This window comes from Campylobacter sp. US25a, from assembly GCF_004379075.1.
Lineage (GTDB): Bacteria > Campylobacterota > Campylobacteria > Campylobacterales > Campylobacteraceae > Campylobacter_D > Campylobacter_D jejuni.
This window is the reverse complement of record NZ_RYYM01000004.1, coordinates 36,200-54,185: the sequence shown is the minus strand read 5'-3', so window position 1 is coordinate 54,185 and position 17,986 is coordinate 36,200. Positions and strand designations below refer to the sequence as shown.

The 17,986-nt window shown below is 30.4% G+C and carries 20 protein-coding genes; 5 read left to right on the top strand and 15 right to left on the bottom strand.

From position 1 onward, the window contains the following. The 4 genes from ELQ12_RS04450 to murF are packed head-to-tail and all read left to right on the top strand — an operon-like array spanning position 1 to position 3,465. Positions 1-1,041 (top strand): D-alanine--D-alanine ligase, encoded by a 1,041-nt coding sequence (locus tag ELQ12_RS04450; RefSeq protein ID WP_070261063.1) that lies wholly within the window; start codon positions 1-3, stop codon positions 1,039-1,041. 59 nt (positions 1,042-1,100) lie between these two features. Continuing rightward, entirely contained in the window at positions 1,101-1,316 is a 216-nt protein-coding gene (locus tag ELQ12_RS04445; protein WP_002852622.1) for a type II toxin-antitoxin system Phd/YefM family antitoxin, read from the top strand. Between the two features lies 1 nt (position 1,317). Further along, complete coding sequence (locus ELQ12_RS04440) at positions 1,318-2,037, top strand: alpha/beta hydrolase (protein WP_002881137.1); 720 nt, start codon at positions 1,318-1,320, stop codon at positions 2,035-2,037. After that, positions 2,038-3,465 carry a UDP-N-acetylmuramoyl-tripeptide--D-alanyl-D-alanine ligase gene (murF, locus tag ELQ12_RS04435; RefSeq protein WP_134264592.1) on the top strand — a complete coding sequence of 476 codons (1,428 nt, stop codon included), beginning with the start codon at positions 2,038-2,040 and terminating at the stop codon, positions 3,463-3,465. It abuts the gene before it with no gap. Positions 3,466-3,523: 58 nt separating this feature from the next. Here murF and ELQ12_RS04430 read toward each other — a convergent pair whose 3' ends face one another. The 3 genes from ELQ12_RS04430 to ELQ12_RS04420 form a co-directional block, all read right to left on the bottom strand. Further along, positions 3,524-4,855 carry a hypothetical protein gene (locus ELQ12_RS04430; protein ID WP_134264591.1) on the bottom strand — a complete coding sequence of 444 codons (1,332 nt, stop codon included), beginning with the start codon at positions 4,853-4,855 and terminating at the stop codon, positions 3,524-3,526. Between the two features lie 98 nt (positions 4,856-4,953). Then, a complete protein-coding gene (gene flgS / locus ELQ12_RS04425; RefSeq protein ID WP_002859823.1) occupies positions 4,954-5,973 on the bottom strand; it encodes a fla regulon two-component system sensor histidine kinase FlgS in 1,020 nt (339 codons plus the stop codon). 3 nt (positions 5,974-5,976) lie between these two features. Further along, positions 5,977-6,855: a DUF234 domain-containing protein gene (locus ELQ12_RS04420; protein ID WP_074497847.1), complete on the bottom strand. Its 879-nt coding sequence runs from the start codon at positions 6,853-6,855 to the stop codon at positions 5,977-5,979. Between the two features lie 35 nt (positions 6,856-6,890). On the opposite strand from ELQ12_RS04420, the gene ELQ12_RS04415 reads away from it, so the two are divergent. After that, positions 6,891-8,165 carry an aminotransferase class V-fold PLP-dependent enzyme gene (locus ELQ12_RS04415; protein WP_072223482.1) on the top strand — a complete coding sequence of 425 codons (1,275 nt, stop codon included), beginning with the start codon at positions 6,891-6,893 and terminating at the stop codon, positions 8,163-8,165. Here ELQ12_RS04415 and purU read toward each other — a convergent pair. The 12 genes from purU to tpx form a co-directional block, all read right to left on the bottom strand. Further along, positions 8,162-8,986: a formyltetrahydrofolate deformylase gene (purU, locus tag ELQ12_RS04410; protein ID WP_070261326.1), complete on the bottom strand. Its 825-nt coding sequence runs from the start codon at positions 8,984-8,986 to the stop codon at positions 8,162-8,164. The genes ELQ12_RS04415 and purU overlap by 4 nt on opposite strands. Beyond that, a complete protein-coding gene (locus ELQ12_RS04405; RefSeq protein ID WP_070261325.1) occupies positions 8,983-10,101 on the bottom strand; it encodes a CCA tRNA nucleotidyltransferase in 1,119 nt (372 codons plus the stop codon). Before ELQ12_RS04405 ends, purU begins: the two co-directional genes overlap by 4 nt. After that, positions 10,070-10,561: a hypothetical protein gene (locus tag ELQ12_RS04400; protein WP_044794316.1), complete on the bottom strand. Its 492-nt coding sequence runs from the start codon at positions 10,559-10,561 to the stop codon at positions 10,070-10,072. The genes ELQ12_RS04405 and ELQ12_RS04400 overlap by 32 nt, the downstream gene beginning before the upstream one ends. Next, entirely contained in the window at positions 10,558-10,806 is a 249-nt protein-coding gene (locus ELQ12_RS04395) for a tetratricopeptide repeat protein (RefSeq protein ID WP_002859818.1), read from the bottom strand. The genes ELQ12_RS04400 and ELQ12_RS04395 overlap by 4 nt, the downstream gene beginning before the upstream one ends. A gap of 78 nt (positions 10,807-10,884) precedes the next feature. Next, positions 10,885-11,058 (bottom strand): Sec-independent protein translocase subunit TatA2, encoded by a 174-nt coding sequence (tatA2, locus tag ELQ12_RS04390; protein ID WP_002876097.1) that lies wholly within the window; start codon positions 11,056-11,058, stop codon positions 10,885-10,887. 12 nt (positions 11,059-11,070) lie between these two features. Continuing rightward, positions 11,071-11,409, bottom strand: a complete 339-nt coding sequence (locus tag ELQ12_RS04385) for a chaperone NapD (protein WP_002867967.1) — start codon at positions 11,407-11,409, stop codon at positions 11,071-11,073. Next, positions 11,402-12,316, bottom strand: coding sequence for a WD40 repeat domain-containing protein (locus ELQ12_RS04380; RefSeq protein ID WP_052859197.1), 915 nt, complete (start codon positions 12,314-12,316; stop codon positions 11,402-11,404). The genes ELQ12_RS04385 and ELQ12_RS04380 overlap by 8 nt, the downstream gene beginning before the upstream one ends. Before the next feature lie 4 nt (positions 12,317-12,320). Continuing rightward, positions 12,321-12,845, bottom strand: a complete 525-nt coding sequence (locus ELQ12_RS04375; protein WP_010891887.1) for a nitrate reductase cytochrome c-type subunit — start codon at positions 12,843-12,845, stop codon at positions 12,321-12,323. After that, positions 12,842-13,624 carry a quinol dehydrogenase ferredoxin subunit NapH gene (gene napH, locus ELQ12_RS04370; protein ID WP_074469907.1) on the bottom strand — a complete coding sequence of 261 codons (783 nt, stop codon included), beginning with the start codon at positions 13,622-13,624 and terminating at the stop codon, positions 12,842-12,844. Before napH ends, ELQ12_RS04375 begins: the two co-directional genes overlap by 4 nt. Continuing rightward, on the bottom strand, positions 13,621-14,361 hold the full coding sequence (napG, locus tag ELQ12_RS04365) for a ferredoxin-type protein NapG (protein WP_044779449.1): 741 nt from the start codon (positions 14,359-14,361) through the stop codon (positions 13,621-13,623). The genes napH and napG overlap by 4 nt, the downstream gene beginning before the upstream one ends. Before the next feature lie 17 nt (positions 14,362-14,378). Then, positions 14,379-17,153 (bottom strand): periplasmic nitrate reductase subunit alpha, encoded by a 2,775-nt coding sequence (gene napA / locus ELQ12_RS04360; RefSeq protein WP_044780312.1) that lies wholly within the window; start codon positions 17,151-17,153, stop codon positions 14,379-14,381. A gap of 223 nt (positions 17,154-17,376) precedes the next feature. Then, positions 17,377-17,904 carry a thiol peroxidase gene (gene tpx, locus ELQ12_RS04355; protein WP_134264590.1) on the bottom strand — a complete coding sequence of 176 codons (528 nt, stop codon included), beginning with the start codon at positions 17,902-17,904 and terminating at the stop codon, positions 17,377-17,379. Positions 17,905-17,986: the final 82 nt, after the last annotated feature.

The following is a 17,986-nucleotide window of genomic DNA, read 5'->3' as shown; positions in this document are numbered from 1 at the left end:
ATGAAATTTGCAATACTTTTTGGCGGAAATTCTTATGAACATGAGATCAGTATAGTAAGTGCTGTAGTACTTAAAAAAGTTATCAATCAAAATTTAGAATTTATTTTTTGCGATGAAGAAAGAAGATTTTATCATATCCCAAGTGAAAAAATGAATTCTAAAACTTTTAGCACCAAAACTTATAAAAATGAAAAAGAACTCTTCATCAAACAAGGAGGTTTTTTTAGCAAAGGTTTTTTAAAAGAAAATAAACTAGAGTGCGAATGCGTGATCAATCTTATCCATGGTAGAGATGGAGAAGATGGAAAAATTGCAGCTTTATTTGAGTTTTATTCTATTAAATTTATAGGACCTAGACTTGAAGCTAGTGTATTATCTTTTAACAAAGAACTTACCAAACTTTACGCCAAAAGCGTTGGAGTAAAAACACTTGATTATACCATGCTAAAAAAAGGGCAAAACCCTAAAGAAAAGCTTAGTTTTCCTTGCATTATCAAACCTGCAAGACTTGGAAGTAGTATAGGTATTAGCATAGTAAAAGATGAAAAAGATTTAGAATACGCCAAAGATGTAGGTTTTGAATTTGATAATGATCTTGTAGTAGAAGAATTTAAAAACAATATCAAAGAATACAATCTTGCAGGATGTATGATCAATGATGAGTTTGTTTTTTCCATCATAGAAGAGCCAAAGAAAAAAGAATTTTTAGACTTTGAACAAAAATATCTTAGCTTTTCAGGACACAATGAGCTTATAGAAGCAGATTTAAGCGAAGAATTAAAAGAAAAACTCAAAGACAGTTTTAAAAAGATCTACAATCCTTTGTTTAAAGGCGCTTTAATACGCTGCGATTTTTTTATACTGGATAATGAAGTGTATTTAAATGAAATCAACCCAAATCCTGGTTCTTTGGCTAATTATCTTTTTAAAGATTTTAATACCACTTTAAACGCTTTAGCTGATCAAATTTCACTTGAAAAAATGATAAAAATCAACTACAATTTTCTTCACTCCATTAACGGACAAAAAGGAAAATTATAAGCTTTTAAGTCAAAATACGCTAAATTATACATAAAATTTAGCGTATTTTAGGAAGAAAAATGCTCTCTTTTAAGCAAGATGAAATTTACACTGCCACCGAGGTAGTAAGAAATTTTAGCCCCATTATGGAAAAACTCAAAAAAAGTGAAAGTGGAAAAATAGTTATTTTAAAAAATAACAAATTTGAAGCTGTAATGCTTAGTATGAAGGAATTTGAACGCTTACAAAATGCCATGCAACTTTTAGAAAATATCTACAAAAATCAAAAGGCTTAAAATGGCTCAAACTCAACTTTCTTATAAAAACAAAACTTATCAAATTTCTTATGAAATTTTAGGCGATCTTTCCTTACCGCAAATACTTATCTTACACGGCTGGGGAGCCAATAAAGAACTTATGAAGCAAAGTTTTTGTCCTTTTTTAAAAGATTTTTGTCAAATTTATATGGATTTAGCAGGTTTTGGAAATTCAAGTGTGGAAGAAATTTTAAACACTCAAGATTATGCCAATATCACAGAACTTTTTTTAAAACAAAAAAAACTCAATATCTGTTTTTTCATGGGGCATTCTTTTGGCGGAAAAGTAAGTACCCTACTCGCAAAAGAAAAAGACATCCTAATCTTACTTTCAAGTGCGGGAATTTTGGCTAAAAAATCCCTAAAAGTGCGTTTTAAAATCCGTATTTTTAAAATTTTAAAACTCTTTGGTTTGGGAAAATTTTATCGCTATTTTGCTAGTAAAGATGGAGCAAATCTTAGTCCTATGATGTATGAAACCTTTAAAAAGGTTGTTGATGAGGATTTTAGTGAAATTTTTGCCAAGCAAAAGGCTAAAAGTTTGATTTTTTGGGGAAAAAGCGATGAAGCTACGCCTTTATATTGTGGCGAGAAAATGCATCAATTTTTAAAAAATAGCACTTTTTATCCTTTAGAGGGGGATCATTTTTTCTTTTTAAAACATTCTGCTTTCATAGCTCAAAAAATTAAGGAAATTTAAATGCTTATCAATACTCTTTATTTTATTAATTCTTTATTTTTTAATTTTTGTATAGCTTTTTATCTTATGAGTGCTTTACAATGGTATTCTTATAAATTTAAACGCATGTTTTTTCATTATCATAAACCTTTGTGGCATTTGTATTTTTTATTTATTCCTTATTTTTTATTCTTAGCTTTTCCTTTATACTCTTTGGCATATTTTGCATTGATCCATGCTCCAATTTTGTATTTTTGGAACAAAGGTATAGATAAAAAGCTTGTTTTTACAAGCAAGGTTAAATGGTTTTTTGTTTTTGTTTTTGTTTATAATGCTATTTTTACTATACTTGCTTTGCGTTTTTCTTTTCTTTTTAATCTTTTTAGCCTTCCTTTTGCTTTATTGAGTCTTAAAATTTATGAGTTTTTTACAAATTTATATTATAAAAAACAAGCCAAAACCAAACTAAGAGCCAATGAAAATTTAAAAATCATACTCATTACCGCAAGTTTTGGAAAAACAAGTATTAAAAATTTTCTATACGAACTTTTAAAAGATGACTTTAAAAGCTACAAAACACCACGCTCTGTCAATACCTTGCTAGGTATAGTTGCTGATATCAATACCAATTTAAGCCAAGATACTCAAATTTACATAGCTGAAGCAGGCGCTAGACTTAAAGGCGATATCGATGAAATCACGCGTTTTTTACAACCTCACATCAGCATAGTAGGAGAGATAGGCAATGCACATTTAGAGTATTTTAAAAGTGTTGAAAATATCCGCTCAACCAAACTTGAAGCCTTAAATTCCAAAAGACTAGAAAAGGCTTTTTTACACTCTAGCGCCCAAAAAGAAGAAGATAAACTCATTAGCCTTTATGATGATAAATTAAGTCTTATTCATTCAAGTCTTGAAGGTTTAGAATTTAGGGTAAATATAGAAAATAAATCCTATGATTTTAAAAGTCAAATTTTAGGGAATTTTAACGCGCAAAATCTTTGTGTTTGTATACTTTGTGCTCATTATCTTGGCATAAAGCTAGAAAAAATTCAAAAGCAAGTTTTAAATATAAACTCCGTAGAACATCGCTTGCAAGTGCTTTCAAGAGAGCCTAAATTTATCATAGATGATGGTTTTAATGGAAATTTTAAAGGTATGAGCACAAGCTATAAACTTTGTAAAAGCTATAAAGGACGAAAAGTTTTAGTAAGTCCTGGTATAGTGGAAGTAAGCGAAGAAGAAAATATAAAACTTGCTAAAATCATCAATGAGTGTTTTGATCTTGTTATCATTAGCGCACAAATCAATGCTGAAATTTTCAAAAAAGAGTTAAAAATAAAAACCATTATACTTAAAGAAAAGAGTCAGCTAGTTCAAACTCTGGCTAAAGAAACAAAAAACGGAGATTTAATACTCTTTTCAAACGATGCGCCTAGCTTTATGTGATTTGCATAAGTATTTGCAAATGTCATCATTTTTAATTTGACTTCGTGCAAATACTTCTTTAAACCCTAGTTTGTCCTATAAGATTATTTAATCTATCCATTATAGATCCAACATAAGAATTTATACTTTCACTACTTGCTTTCCAACCATTAGCAAGAGCTTGTTTAATTTCAGCGTCTAAAGCCCAATTACCCATAGCAGATTCTTTAGGAATGTTATTTTCATACATATAAAGTTGCCCTTCTAATTTTCCATTTTTACTAGCTAGATATTTAAATAGACTTGCAAAATCTACTTTGCCTGTCATAATATCACCTATATCTACACTAGTAGTTGAAAAACTCTCTTTAGCCATAGCTCTATTGTAAGCTTCTATTGTTGGATTAAGTGTGGTTTTTGGACTCTCAACAGGTTGTCCATTTTGAGCTTTTAAAAAACTCATAAACAAAGCTTCTTTAGAATAACTTCCATCTTCATTTTGTGGATAAACTGACATATCAGGATTAAACTGCCAATCTTCACCTTTAGAAACATTTTTGATTTCTTCTAAGGATAAACCTAAAGTTTTAGGCAATAATCCATCAATCATATATCCTGAATCAACCCAAAGATCATCAGCTTCTTTTGCTTGTTCAGGGGTTTTATAAACATTTGAAATTAAAGAATTTGAAAAATCTCTTAAACCTGTAATATTCATTCTATTGCTTGGATCATTAAAGTCCATCCATTGCGTTCCACTTACACCATAACCACTAGGCATAGAATTTATATCTGCTTGGCTAAAACTTGTTTTATCACTTGGAAAGCTTTGGCTTAAAGCATTAGAAAAAAGATTGTAGTATTGTTTTATGGTTTCAGCCATATCGATATTAGTATAATACTCGCTTACGCCTAAGTATTCTTTTATACTTGAAGCAACAGGATCATTTTCGGCAGCTTTTTTAATCTCATCCAAAGTAGATTTATGTATCTTAAAATCTTCAGGAAGTCCCGCAGCTTTGTTAAAATCACTTCCCATATAACCATCTTTATCTACACTGTAACCATAGGCTGTATTGGTAGAAGTGCTTATATCTGCTTGTTTGTATTTTAGAGTATAAATAGAGTTTTTAAATTCACTTGATATATCATAGTTAGGAGAATTTGTTTTACTACTTATACTAAAATTAGTGTTATTGCTAGTATTTGTTGTATTAGTAGAATTTAATACTTCACTTCTTGCTAGAGTTTGTGAATTTGCATTTTGAATTTCATTTAATTTACTAGCATTTTGTTTTAAAAAAGCATTAGCAAAACTTATTTTAGAATTTTCTTTACTTTCTTTATTAGCTTTTGCTTGTGAAAGTATAGAATTATAGTTTGAGTTATCATTGATGCTAAAGATACTCATATTAATTCCTTGATTTAGATTTTTCTGCCTTCAACCTAAATATATTAAAATAATATAAGCAAGATCTGTTCCGTTTTGGGGTGAAAAGAAAATATTTATCACACCAAAGGCAAGGTAAAATAAAAATTCTTAGGATCGCTTTGAAAACTTAACTCTCCCTTATGAGCGTTTATGATTTCTTTAGAAAGAGACAAGCCAAGCCCATTTCCTTTAAGTTTTGTTGTTTTAAAAGCTTCAAAAACCAATTTCTCATCTTTTATTTCACAACCATTATCATACACTCTGATGCATATTTTTTCATTATCACAACTTGCTAAAATTTTAATCATAGGTTTTTCACATTCGCTTTCTTCTATCGCATCAATAGCATTATAAATCAAATTTTGTAAAACCAAACCAAGAAGAGCTTTATCAGCACAAATCTGCTTATCCAAAAAAGATATTTCAAAGTCTATTTGAGAAGTAAAATTATAAGAGTTAATGGCACTTTCACACTCTTCTTTTAACTCTAAAAGATTAAAATTTAAAGCATTGATGTGCACACCCTTAGTAAAAAGTAAAGTTGAATTTACGATACGCTCTACTCTGGCAATAGCCTTTTGGATTTCAAGAACTATATGCTTATTTTTAAGCTCACTACGAGCAAAAAGGGTTGAAGCAAGTAAAGATATAGATCCAATAGGATTTCTTATCTCATGTGCCAAATGAGCCGCTACACTACCCATGCTTGCAAGCCTTTCATTGCGTTTTTCATCGCTAATATCTGTAGCTGAAACTATAGTTTTTTCATTATGTGCTATGATTTTTACCGCATAAAACCTACCTTCAAATTCAAGCTCATCACGAATTTTATCAAGACTAATGATACTAAGTAATTTTGGATTTTTCAAGGCTTCTTGATTTTGTAAAATAATATTTTTTTCTTTATCTAAAATCCAAAGCGCACTAGGCAATACCTCTATAATCTCATCAACCATTGCACGTAAGGAATTATAGTTTTCATTTAAAGTTTTGTATTCATTTTCTATTACATAAGTTTGTTCTATAAGACTTTCTAAGCCTTTTTGTAGGGTTTCTTTTTCATTTGAGTCTAAACTTTTTAAAATACTTTCATTCATTTATCATTCCTCTAATAAAATCTTAAAATCATTCAAATCAAATAAAAGCAAATTCTGTTCGCATATTTTATCAAATTCCTTGCTAAAACCATTTTTTGAGATTATAATATAATAATTTGGAGCCAAATTTAAAGACTTTGCTTTTGATTTTAAAAGATTTAAAATATTTTTACAAATTTTTTTATTTTTAAATTTAACTTCTCCGACAAAACACAAATTTTCATCTTGATAATAAAGATCAAGTTCTAAATTCTTATCCCAGTAACTTTGCACTCCATTGATATTGAATTTTTTCTCAAGCAATTCTCTAGAAAGCTGTTCAAAACAAAAACTTTGATAAAGTTCAAATTTTTCTTTAATGCATTCTAAAACTTCTTTATAACGATTTTGCAAAATAAGCTTTTCATTGGGCTTTAAAAAATAAAAAAAGAAACGAGTAAAATGGTTGCTAAATATAATCTTATCTTGGACAACATAAGATCTTAGTTCTTTTTTGATTTTTTGTCTTTTATCTTTTATTTTTTTAGCTTCCTTACTATACTCAAGTTTTATTATACCTGTTTCTAAAAGATATTTAAGTGTAGATAAAGCTTTAAAATGCTGAATTTTTCTATTGATAGAAAAACGCTTGCGATTGTTTTTAGCTAGTAAAGTAAGAGCGTAAGAACTTGTTTCATCCAAGGCGAAATAACTTTTGATTTTTAGATAATCATCAAGCAAAATTCGCTCTATATTTGTAAATACATCGTCTTCAAAATTTAAAATGTTTAATTTTTCAAAACCTTCAAACACACTATAAAAATCAAAAAGCTTACTTAAAGACAAATTCTTATGCAAATCTACAAAGTTCTTAAATTTTATATTTTTCCTTTTATAAAGCATTTTTATAGTATAATTTTAGCAAATTTTTATAAGGATTGTATTTGCAAATTTCAGATTTAAAAAAAGAATTGATCTTAAAAAAAGGTATTTTGCATTTTGACTTCACAGCAAGTGCTTTAGCTCTAAAATGTGTAGAAAAAGAAATTTCAAAAATTCTCCCAACCTATGCAAACACACATTCTGATAGCTCTTTGAATTCTTTTAAAACTCAACAAATTTACGAACAAGCAAGAAAAGATATAAAAAAAAGTTTATCATTAGATGAAAATTTTGCCCTTATAGCTTGCGGAACAGGATCAAGCAGTGCTATTAAAAAATTTCAAGAATTGATCGGCATTTACATTCCCCCTCTTGTAAAAGAAAGATATTTTACGCAAATTGATAAAAATACCTTACCTTTAGTTATCGTAGGGCCTTATGAGCATCATTCTAATGAACTTTCATTTCGAGAAGGCTTGTGCGAATGTATTAGAATTCCCTTGGATAAAAATGGGGAAATTGATTTTGATTTTCTAGAAAAAACTTTACAAAAAAACAAAAAAAGAAAAATAATCGCTAGCTTTTCTTTAGCTTCAAATGTTACTGGGATACTAAGTGATTACAAACGCATTTCTGAAATGGTTCGTAAATTTAAAGGGATAGTTGCTTTTGATGCATCTAGTTTTATTCCCTATAAAAACATATCTTGTCAATACTATGATGCGTTGTTTATAAGTTCTCATAAATTAATCGGTGGTATTGGCGGTTCTGGACTTTTGGCCATCAAAAAAGATCTTTGTGGAAACAAGCCTAGCTTTGCAGCAGGTGGAACTGTGGGCTATGTTTCTCGCACTTCACAATGCTACCTTTGTAATGAAGAAGCTTTAGAGGAAGGAGGAACACCTGGAATTTTACAACTCATTCGCGCTAGCTTAGCTTTTAAAATCAAAGATTCTATAGGGGTTAAAAATATAGAAAAAAAAGAAGAAATTTTAAAAGATTATTTTTTTGAAAAACTAAAAACTATACCTAATTTAATTTTATACGCAAAGAATTTAAAAACCCGATTGCCTATTTTTGCTTTCAATATCAAAGGAATTTCTCCTTTTGATATCGCTTACGAACTTAGTAAAAAATACCACATAGAAACACGCGCTGGATGTGCTTGTGCTGGGCCTTATGGTCATGATTTGCTAGGCTTAAAAGATAATCAAAAACTTAAAACAAAACCAGGTTGGTTAAGAATAAGCTTGCATTATACGCATGAAAAAGAGGATATTGATTATTTTTTTAATGCTTTAAATAAAACTATAGTAAAATTATCGCATTAAAATATTATAGTTTTATTATTATGTATAAAAATTCTATCTTCAAAAGCCAAATCAAGTGCTTTTGAAAGAACATCTTTTTCTATATTTCTACCTGCTTGCTGCATATCTTGCCAAGTAAATTCATGGTTTACAGGTAAAACAGCTTGAGTGATAATAGGACCTTCATCAAGATTATTATTTACAAAATGTGCCGTAGCTCCAATTATTTTAACCCCTCTTTCAAAGGCTTGTTTATAAGGATTTGCTCCTATAAATGCAGGTAAGAAAGAATGGTGAATATTTATAATCTTACCTTCAAAATGCTCAACAAAATCAGGAGATAAAATTCTCATATATTTTGCCAAAACCAAATAATCAAATTTATATTGTTCAAGACATTTTAAAATCTGATTTTCTTGCTCTTTACGATCTAAATTTTCAGCACTGATAAAATGATAAGGAATTTCAAATTTCTCAACTAAATCCTTTAAAGAGTTGTGATTTGAAATCACAGCTTTGATATTTGCTTCAAGTTCATTACTATAATGCTTTATTAGCAAATCTCCCAAACAATGACTTTCTTTAGTAGCAAAAACAACAATATCTTTTTTTCTCTTCTCGCAAAGCTCTATCAAGGCTTCTTGTCCAAGCATAGCCTCAAGTGTTCCTATAAAAGCTTCTTTATCAAATTCACCTTCTAAAAGAGCACGAAAAAAAAACATTCCTTCGCCTACAAATTCATCGTTTTTTACTATATTGATATGATATTTAAAAATAACATCAGAAATTCTATAGATTAAACCTTTTTGATCTTTGGTACAAATTTTTAATACAGAAATCATTTAGCTAAACCTTTTATATATTCTTTTAATTCATTCTCTCTTGCTTCTTGAAGCTTTAGACCAAGAATTTTACCACAAAATCCAGCATTTATGAAATCTTTTGCTAAAATTTTACTTTCAAACTTATTCTCATAAAGCCTTAATCTTTTAGCTTGCTCAATACGCTTTTTACTCCAAAGTCCAAGCCATTCCTTCAAAGGCATTTCAAAAGCAATTTTTGCTAGTTCAAAATCACTTATATCATCAAGATAAAAAGCTTGATTTGCGTATTTTAGGTATTCTTTTTTAAGTTTGGTTCTTTTAAAAAATATATCTTTTTCTAAATTAAAAAAATTCAAATACAAATACAAGAATAAAGCATCGCTTTTTACAAATTCTCTACTTTGTCTGAGTAAATTTTGAAATTCCAAACTCTTAAAAACACTCTCAAAGCCGAAAACCTGTTTCTCTAAGTCAAGTTCTTGCAAATATCTATAGCCAACATCAAGTCTAGGGCTTTTAAAGAATTTATAAAGCTCCGCATTGATCCTATCTTTGCTAAGATCAGTTATATCCATACTTTGAATCAATTTCAAGCTTTCACTAGTTATCTTAAAGTTAAACCTTGAAGCAAATACTACCGCTCTTAATACTCTTAAACTATCCTCTTGAAAGCTTTGTTTGTCAATATGCCTTAAAAAGCCTGCTCCTAGATCTTTTAATCCTCCATAAAAATCTAAAAACTCATCGTTAAAAAGATTAATCATCATAGAATTTATGGTAAAATCGCGTCTTTTGGCGCCAAGTTTTTCATCATTGCAAATTTGAACTTTAAAACCTTTATGTCCATGGCTTATTTTGTTTTCGGTTCTAGCAAGAGCTAAATCATAATTTTTAAACTTATACACAAAAAAACTTTTTCCAAAGCCTTGTGCGCCCAATTTTTGCATAATCTTTTCAAAATCTTTAGGTTTTATATCATAAAGCTCTATATCATAGTCACAAATTTTTAAGCCTAAAAACAAATCCCTAACGCTGCCTCCAACCAAATACACTCGTTTAGTATAAGGCTTTAAAAACTCAGCAATAAACTGTAAATCGGGATTATTTTTTAAGCTTATCTTCGATATTTGCAAGTAAAAACTCTAAAAAATTTATGGTCAAGTTTAACCTATTTTCAAGATCATCTTTTTTTATGCTATTTAAACCTTCAAAAAGAACTAAAATTCTCTCTCTAAGATGTTTTAAAAAAATATCCTCATTAAGCGTTTGAACCTCTGTCATAACACTGGGATTTAAAATTTCACTTTGTAAAAAAGGCTCTTCTTTTTTAAACTCTTTATTTTCCTGAGTAGAAATTTCAATATTATTTTGTATTTTTTGCTCTTCTTCAAATTTTGCCATAGAAATTTTATCTTCTAAGTCTTGCGGAGTATCAAGTTCTTCGCATACAAACTCCATAGGTGGTAATTCATCTTTTATTTCAGTTTTTCTGCTTAATTCTTGTTCTTTTAAAATTTCATTTTGTCTTCTTTGCTCTTCCATGATAGAGCTAACTTCGCTAATGGTTTTTTTAGCTAAATCTTCCAAATTCATATTTTTATCAACCACCTTTTAAATTCATTAATTTCTTCATCGCTTTTCATATTAATAAAAAAATCCAACATTTGAGTGTTTAAATCTTTATGCTTGGATCTAAAACCACTAAGACGACGAACCGCATCGATAGCGTTTTGGTTATCTGGATCTTCTTTTAAGATATTTTTATAAATTTCTAAAGCTTCGTCTTTTAACCCTTGAGCCTCATAGATAGAAGCTTCAGTGACTGTATTTTTCATCACTGTTTCCTAAAATTTTTCTTTAATTCTAGCAAAAAGCTTTTTAATTTATCTTTAAGAAAATAATATGATTTTTAATGTCTATTTTGTTTTAAACAATTTTTCTATATATTCTTTTTTTTCTTTCTCTAAGCTAGAATTTAATTCTTTTTGTTCTTTTTTAACTTGCACTTTTAAATCTTGATTTTTAAAATACACATAATCAATTCCAAAAATAACACCAATTACAATAAGCAATGGGATTAAAAATACCATATACTTTACACTTTAAGAAAATTGATTAAATACACTACCATAGTAGCGAATATTCTCAGCATTTTCATTTTTTTCTATTGTTTCTATTGCACCACTATTGATTGCTTTTTGGATATCATCATTTAAATCTTGATAAGAAAAAACCATATTAATACTGATAATATTTGGCAATTTCTCAAGCATTTTATAAGAGTTTAATTCATCTTCTAAATTTTCACTTTCAATCACAACTATAATCTTTTCATTTTCACAAAGTTCTACAGAACAAAAAGGAATTTCAGATATAGCCTTTTTTAAATCATTTATATATTCTTCTTTTGCTAAAATCAAAACACTAGAAAGATTATTCATCAATACTCCTAAACATTATACTATCACCAAAGCCTGAAACGATAAAATCTTTATTGTTTAAAAAAATAATAAACTCACTCATCAAATTTTCATTATTAAAAGTTTTAACAGGCTTAAAATCACTTGTGCTAAAAACTTCACTAACTCCAGCTTCATTATCGCTATAAACAGCCAATTCTCCATTAGGACTTAAAGCGCAAGTATATATCAAAAAATCTTTTTGCAAAAAATTTTGCTCTTCATTTTTTACAACTCCTATACGCCTATCCGTTCCACAACTTAAAATAACATTATTTTTAAAATCTACTTGATAGATATTATCTTTATGCATTTTATCATAGTTTTTTAACATCTTCCAATTTTTCAAATCAAAAAGCTCCACTTCACCACTCTCAAAACCTGCAACCAGCATACTCTTATCTTCATTTAAAACTGCATCATTAAGACTAGAATGAGAAAAATTAAATTTTTTTATATTTTTTAAACTTTTATCAATCAATTCTATTTCAGAACCAATAGAAATCAAAAGATAAGTGTTTTCATTGATAAAAAATGCTTTTATTATGCTATTTTCTTCGAGCTTTTTGATTTGTAAATTTTCCTTATAAAAACTTAAATTTTTAGCACCAAAATCACCCTCGCTAAGTATTAAAAGTGTATGTTTAAAAATATCAATGTTGTAAATTTTAGCAAAATCATCACCATAATAATTTTTAATCTTTGGCAAAGATAAAAGTTCTTTTAAACTTTTATCTTTAATGTTATATTGTAAAATTTCACCTTTATCAGTGCCTATATATAAGTTTTGCTTATCTAGTTTTAAAGCTGTTATATTGGCATTTAATTTCAGCTCATAAGCATAAGATAAAACACAAAAAAGACTCAAAATAAAAAGAAATTTTTTCATTTATTTACTTTACACCCTCATTAATCACATCAATTAAATTTGAACGACTTTTTAATTGTTCATTTTTAAATTCAGGTTTAAAGCTATTTCCCACTAAAGGTTTTGCATCGCTTTGTGGAACATGACACTGAGTACAATTAAAACGACTATCGCTAATCATATCTCCTGTGGTTTTGTTGTGTCTAAAATCATAATAATGACTAGCAGGAAGTGGAGTTGCACCAGCATCTGCTGCTATAGCCTTATCATGGCAGCTTAAGCACATATTGTTATCTTTAGTTATAGGTAACAAATCTTCAATAGCATGCGGAATTAATGGTGGTGCATTTTCATAAGAACGCTCAAAACGAGTAGATTCCCCAGGCTGTAAAGTTGTGAAATTTGCCTCCACTAAATTTACTTTATTTTCATTTTCTAAACTTGCTTTTCTAAGTCCAATTTGTTCTGAACTTACCCCACTATTCATTGCGCAAGCGGCAAAAAATACCACTGCAGCACTTCCTAATAAAACCAATTTCTTCTTCATTATTTATTCCTTAAATCAAAAATATTAAAATTCAAAGCATCATCATTGCAAACTTCTATACATCTTGCACACCTTATACACTCTCCTGATTTCACGCTAGCACTTTCTTTTCCAACCATCCACAAAACCTGTTTTTCAGGACAAATACGGATACATTCATAACATTTAGTGCATTTATCACTATCATGCTTTATTTTAAGCAAAGCAAAACGAGAAATAAAAGCATAAAAAGCTCCTAGTGGACAAAAATGTGAACAAATTGCTCTAGGGCTTAAAAAAGTATCGATACAAAAAAGTATAAAGGCTACAAAAATCCAAGAACTTGTAGCAAAAATAATCCCTCTATGTATCATTCCTATATAAGAAAAACTTTCAAACACAGGCAATGAAAATACAAAAGAAAGGATTAAAACCAAGACTAATACAAAATAGCGTAAATTTTTAGGCAAAATTAAAAATTTATTATTAAGGGTTAATTTATTTCGCACAAAAGCAGCAAAATCTGTGATTAAATTAACAGGACAAACCCAAGAGCAAAAAACCCTTCCTAAAAGCAAACCATAGATAAAAAATATAATCAAAGCTCCTATTAAAGCCATTAAATCTATACTCCAGCTTGCTAAAATAATTTGCAAAACCGCAAAAGGATCGCTTAAAGGTATGGTATTAAAAAGTCTAGAAGAACTTAAATTTCCCTGTAAGATAAAATCTGTAGCTTTAAAACTAAAAAGCGCTAAAATTCCAAGCTGAACGATGCGTCTAGCAATTAAATACTTCATCACAGTTCTCCATCATTTAAATAATTGGTTGCTTTTTTAGCATTAAAATGTTTTGAAGTATCTGCATTTTTTATACGACCTTCATCTTTTTCATCCCAGCCTTTTACATAATGAGATCCTGCTTTTCCCAATACATACTCCCTTGGTAAAACACGAATGGCCGGTTTTTCAGTAATACAAGCAAGTTCACAAAGCCCACAACCTACACACACTTCATGATCCACACTAGGTAGTAAAAAAGCATGTTTGGCGGTGCGTTCATTGCGTTTAAGCTCAAGTTTTAAAGCCTTATCTATCAAAGGACAAGCTCTATAACAAGCATCACATTGAATTCCCCAGTGTGCCACACAAGAAGCACTATCAACAATAGCAATACCCATTTTCAAGGATTCTATACCCTGCTCTAAATGCTTTTTATCTAAAGCATCAGTTGGACATTCTCTAATGCAAGGAATATCCTTACAAAGATAACAAGGAATTTCTCTTGCTCTAAAAAAAGGCGTGCCATTTTTTGGACTATCTAACAAGCTAGCGAGCTTTAAAGTATTATAAGGACAGGCTTTTACACAAAGCCCACAACGAATACATTTGCTTAAAAATCTAGCTTCATCTTCAGCCCCAGGAGGACGCAAGGCATAATTATCATCGGCTTTTAAAGTCAAATTAACCAAAAATCCACCTCCTGTACATAAACATGCAGCCTTAAAGGCGCTAACGAAAAATTCTCTTCTACCTTTCATTTAATCAAAACCCTAAATTAAGCCTTATAAATTTTTACAGCACATTTTTTAAAGTCAGTTTGTTTTGAAAGCGGACAAGTCGCATCCAAAGTAACTTTATTGATATATACATTCTCATCAAACCACGGCACATACACAAGTCCTACAGGCGGTTTGTTTCTTCCACGCATATCTACTCTTGCTTTTACTTTACCACGACGAGATTCCACCCAAACCAAATCACCTTGATTTAAGCCTAATTTCTCTCCATCTTTCTCACTCATATAGCAAAGCGCTTCAGGGACAGCACGGTAAAGCTCAGGCACACGCATAGTCATAGTTCCACTATGCCAATGCTCTAAAACCCTTCCTGTTGCAAGCCAGAATGGATACTCTTTACTTGGTCTTTCAGGTGCTTTCATAAATGGCCTAAAGAAAATTTTAGCCTTATTTTTAATACTGTGCTCTTTTTCATCTTTAGGAGCTATTAAATCTCCATTTGTAAGCATTTTGTTAAAATCACCATAAAAAGCAAAATCTGAATTTGGAGCCGCTTTTTTAGCATAATAATCAAATTTAGTATTAAATCTCCACTGTGTTTCCTTGCCATTAACCACAGGCCATCTTAAACCCCTTACTTTATGATAGGTATCAAAATCCGCTAAATCATGGCCGTGTCCTAAGCCAAATTTACGATATTCTTCCCAAAGGTATTTTTGAACGAAAAAGCCATAGCCTGCAAATTCTTTTCCGTCACTGCCTTGAATTTTTCTCTCATCGCCTTTAACATCAGTATTATCAAAGCCTTTTGCGATAGCATCGTTTGGATTAAAGCTTTTTGCTTCTTTATTGGCAAATAGCACATCAAAAAGTGTATCATCTTCGCTATAACCCATAGCTTTTGCCTCTTCTAAAACGCTTGGCAAGGTAAGTTTATCATCTACTTTTTGTTCTTTCCAAACCTCTTTAAGCTTAAAGCGTTTTGCGAATTCTAAAATTTGCCAAGTATCACTCATGGCAGCACCTACAGGTAAAACTTGTTGTTTCCAATGTTGAGTTCTTCTTTCAGCATTACCATAAGCACCCCATTTTTCATAAATCATAGCACTTGGTAAAATAAGATCAGCTACTTTTGCTGAAATTCCAGGATAACAATCACTTACAACAATAAAATTATCCATTTCTCTTGCTGCTGCGATCCAGTGATTTGCATTTGCAGTGTTTTGCCATGGATTATTCACTTGCACCCATGCAAATTTAATTTTTCCATCTTCTAAATCTCTCATGATATTAAGATAAGGAGAACCTGGTTTTGGGTTGATGGTCTTTGCAGGAACTTTCCAAATTTTTTCAGAAATTTCTCTGTGTTTTGGATTTGCCACAACCATATCTGCAGGCAAACGATGCGAGAAAGTCCCTACTTCCCTAGCCGTTCCGCAAGCACTTGGCTGCCCTGTTAAAGAAAAGGCTCCACTACCTGGTTTAGCTTGCTTTCCTAGTAAAAAATGCACCATATAAGCTTGTTCATTTACCCAAGAACCTCTTGTATGTTGATTAAAGCCCATAGTCCAAAAACTTACGACTTTGCGATTTTTCTCTATGTAAAGATTAGCTAATTCTTGAAGTTTTTTCTTAAAATCTTCCAAAGACTCATTATCATCACCTTTGGCTACCTTTGCAGTGTATTCCAAAGTATAAGGGGCTAAACCTTTTTTAAATTCTTCAAAAGAAATTTCCCAGTTTTTATCAGCCACACCTTGATGTTTCATTTCGAATTTATCACCCGCTTTAACGCCAAGATAAGATAAAGAAGTAGCCTCTTCATCGTCTAAAGTGATTACATTTTCTTTTTCAACTGTATCTTTTTCACTTTCTTTAAATTTTGGATGATTTGGATTATTTCTCATACCATAACCAATATCAGCATAACCAGTTGCAAATACACAGTGATCTTTGATAAATTTCATATCCATAGCCTCTGGATGATTATAAACAATCTCTCTTGCTATGTAGTTCCAAATAGCCAAATCTGTATTTGGTTTAAAAATAATTTCAATATCAGCAATATTTGAAGTACGGTTAGAAAAAGTGCTTAGATTAACAACTTTGACCTTATCAAGATTACTTAGTTTTCTATCACTTACTCTTGACCAAAGGATTGGGTGCATTTCAGCCATATTAGCTCCCCAAGTGATGATAGTATCTGTAAGTTCTATATCATCATAACAGCCTGATGGCTCATCTACACCAAAAGTTTGCATAAAACCAACCACTGCAGAGGCCATACAATGTCTTGCATTTGGATCGATATTGTTTGTTCTAAAACCCGCTTTTGCAAGTTTTAAAGCAGCATAACCTTCTTGGATAGTGTATTGCCCACTACCAAAAATCCCTATACCTGTAACGCCGAGTTCATTGTAGGCTTTTTTAAATTGTTTTTCCATTTCATCAAAAGCTCTTTGCCAAGAAACCTGTTGAAATTTGCCTTTTTTATCAAATTCGCCTTTTTCATTCATGCGAAGCAAAGGCATAACAAGGCGATCTTCACCATACATGATTTTAGCATTAAAATAACCTTTGATGCAATTAAGTCCGCGATTTACGGGTGCTGCAGGATCGCCTTTTGTTGCTACGATTTTGCCATCTTTTCTGGCTATCATAATTCCACAGCCAGTTCCACAAAATCTACAAACAGCCTTATCCCATTTCCAATCTTCTTCTTGCGCGCCAAGCATAGAGCTTGGAACACTAAGTCCTGCAACACTAGCAGCACTTGCAATAGCGGTATTTTTAATAAAATCCCTTCTATTCATCCTTATTCCTCCAAAATAAAAAAATCATCTTATTATAAAAAATGGAGTATAAAAATCTCTTGAAATTTTAATAAAAATAATAATTTTAAAGCTCTATTTTATAGGAGTTTTATTGTCCTTTTTATATTATTCTTACACAAAATAAATATTAAAAATAATCAACTTAAAATAATAAAAAAATGAAGATGTAAAAATTAAGCCCTAAGAATGGGCTTAATCAAAATTAATGGCAACCACAACCACCGCAGCAGCTAGAACCACCAAAAAATGCATCAAGTTTTGCAATATCTGGCATTTCTGTGATTTCATTTACAAGTTCTTTATATGCCACTTTACCCTCTTTAATCACAAATACGGCACGAGCTAAAAGCCCTTCTAAAGCACCTTCATTTATCAAAACACCATATTTTTCACCAAATTCTTTTGCCACAAAATCACTTGCAACACTTAAATTTTCAATACCTTCTGTACTGCAAAATCTTCCCATAGCAAAAGGTAAATCCATACTTACTACAATCACTTCAGCACCATTGTAACTGGCTACTTTTTTATTAAATTCTCTAGCCTCTGTAGCACAAACTGGTGTATCTAAGCTTGGAACACTTAAAATGATTTGAGTTTTACCCGCTGCACCGATTTCAATCACGCTTAAATCTTTAGCTTTAAGATTTACCTTAGGAGAATCTGCTCCAACTTCTACTGAATTTCCTTTAAGTTTTACAGGATTTCCTTTAAAATTTACTGTACTCATTTAATTTCCTTTTTTGATATTTTAAACATTATTACAATTAATGTTTTAGGAGTGATTATATCCTATAAACATTAATTATTTT